The organism is Bradyrhizobium sp. (genome assembly GCF_016462955.1).
In the GTDB taxonomy this organism is placed as follows: domain Bacteria; phylum Pseudomonadota; class Alphaproteobacteria; order Rhizobiales; family Xanthobacteraceae; genus Bradyrhizobium.
The window spans coordinates 1-2176 of sequence record NZ_JAEMSD010000782.1 but is presented as its reverse complement, the minus strand read 5'-3'; the positions used below and the strand labels follow the sequence as shown (position 1 = coordinate 2176).

Here is a 2176-nt window from a genome sequence, read left to right as displayed (position 1 = left end):
CTATGGGGCTTCATCGTGCCGGCGTGGCTGGTCACGCATCTGGCGATGCTGATTGCCGTCATCTGGTTCTGGAAACGGCAGCGGACGGTCAATCTCAAGACCATCTACGACTTCCCGAACAAGGGCGATCCGCCGCGCTCTCATACCGCCGAGTGGACAGGCAAGAACTTCGATCGCCTTCTCAGCAAACATGTACGTTTTGCGCGCTCGGCGAACGCAATCGACGAGACGCGCAAGGATTTCGCCCGGGTCGGCTGGGGCGGCACCGAGCCGTCTGTGCACCCCGCGACTCCGGGTGTTCCGCGTCTCATCCAGCTCTGGTTCGCAGGCAACCACTCGGATATCGGCGGATCCTATCCCGAACCGGAATCGCGTTTGTCGGATATCGCCCTCGCCTGGATGTGCGAGCAGGCTACGTCCATCCCGGACGGCTTGATGACCGGGCCGATCTACGTGGACGGGATCAGGATGCCGAAGACTGGTGACAACGGACCGGCACTGAACGTCTTCCCCGGCGCGAACGGCGTTCAGCATTGCGAGATCGCGGGCATGCGCGACACGCTCGACGCCTACGCCGCCAGTCTGCCGAAATGGCGATGGCTGCAAAACCTCGTCGGCACCAGGAACTGGGAAGTCGAAGTCCGCGAGATCAACCACCAGGCGCCGGTACATCCGACCGTACGGACGCGCTTCGACCTGCCGGAAGTCAGGCAATGTGCTGGCGTCGGCGCATATCGCCCAAGCGCACTGGCGAGCCATGACGACTTCAAACGCTACTATCCGCAGGTGGAGTCGACAGCACAATCGACCGGGCCCGCCTGAACGCTTGAGGAGACGCTCTTGGTCGCGCTTGCCGACATCAAAGCTGACCTGCCGGATTGGCCGGACGACGTGGTGGATCAATGGCTATTGAACTTAGCGACCCAGGAGGGCATGGGCTGGCCCCCACCGGTCCCCTTCAACGGCCATCGGTGGCAGTACATCATCGTGAAGCCGGTATCGTGGTGGAAGAAGGTCACGTGGACGAAGGTGTCGCACGACTGTAGCTTCGACGAGCTGTCGCTTAATTCCCGCAAGATCATGAATTCCATGTTCGAGGCGTTGGTCCTTGGAATCGAGAATGGATATGGCGGCGACAACAGCAAGAAGCGCTTTGAATCTTGCGTGAGCTACCTGGCGGTGAAAGGACAGTTCCCCCGCGTGCCTGTCACCATGCCGATAGAAACGGGCCTAAGTATCCTGGACGGGAATCATCGAGTCTACTCGCTCACTTTCCTGCAAAGCGTTCCTGAGCCGGAATTGAAGAAGCAAGGCATCAATCGCCCTTCCGTCATCCAAGATGTTTGGGTAGCGAAGCACGCGGATGGGGAGGTTTTGGATAGCTGACGTCGATCGAGCGAGTGGTCGCGCGCAGTACACCCGACAGCGCCGCAATGGCGGGGCCCTGCCGAGAAATTGTTTCGGGCCGCTAGTTCGACAACCGAGAGACCTCGGCGAACCTTAGAGGCTCGCAGGAAACCTGAAACTCGCCATCACCGTCGAAGCTCTTTCCCATTAAGTGAAGAAGCGCGCGCCCATGCACAACAGGCACAGGGTGCGCTGTCATTATTTCGGGATCTTCCGGAAAGCACGGCCCGACGATGTCGCGAACGTTCGGGACGCTCAAGGACGTGCTCGCACCCTCAAAGAGAAGCTCGTCGGTCTCCGGATGCCAGACGCAAACTACGATCGCGAGCATGAAGATGTTCCTTGGGGCCACCGGTCCGGCCGCTCCGACAAAACGCCGGTGTCGGCTGCCTCGACTGCTTCCGTTTCGCCCAGTTAGATCATCTCGATTGCGATGGGGAGCGGCGCAAAAGATCGTTGGAGGTATCGAAAGATACATTGACGGCCCCTGCCATCGAGCCAGGCACTCCGTTGCTATTGCCATCGGCTGCCGCCGTGACGCTAAAGATCGGGAAGATGTAGGGCACTTGATCCCTTCGCCCTCCCCTTGAACCGCGATGACCTATGGCAACTTTGCTGCTTCCGGCTTTTTCTCGGGCCTCAAACTTCTGATATAGGCAATCGCTCGTTGCTGGAGTGCCGGATCCAGATTTGTCTCATGGATCCGCCGTTCGACGAGGTCAAGGTCAAGCGGGCGTTGCGCATGAATCGCCTCGACGAGGACGACGTC

Annotated in this window: 2 protein-coding genes; both read left to right on the top strand. The window is 59.7% G+C overall.

The genetic code is table 11. The features are described from left to right. Positions 1-822 (top strand): DUF2235 domain-containing protein (locus JHD07_RS38305; protein WP_291631671.1); only part of this gene is annotated, 822 nt, incomplete at its 5' end. Positions 823-840: 18 nt separating this feature from the next. Beyond that, positions 841-1386, top strand: coding sequence for a hypothetical protein (locus tag JHD07_RS38300; RefSeq protein ID WP_028136427.1), 546 nt, complete (start codon positions 841-843; stop codon positions 1384-1386). The last annotated feature ends 790 nt before the right edge of the window (positions 1387-2176 follow it).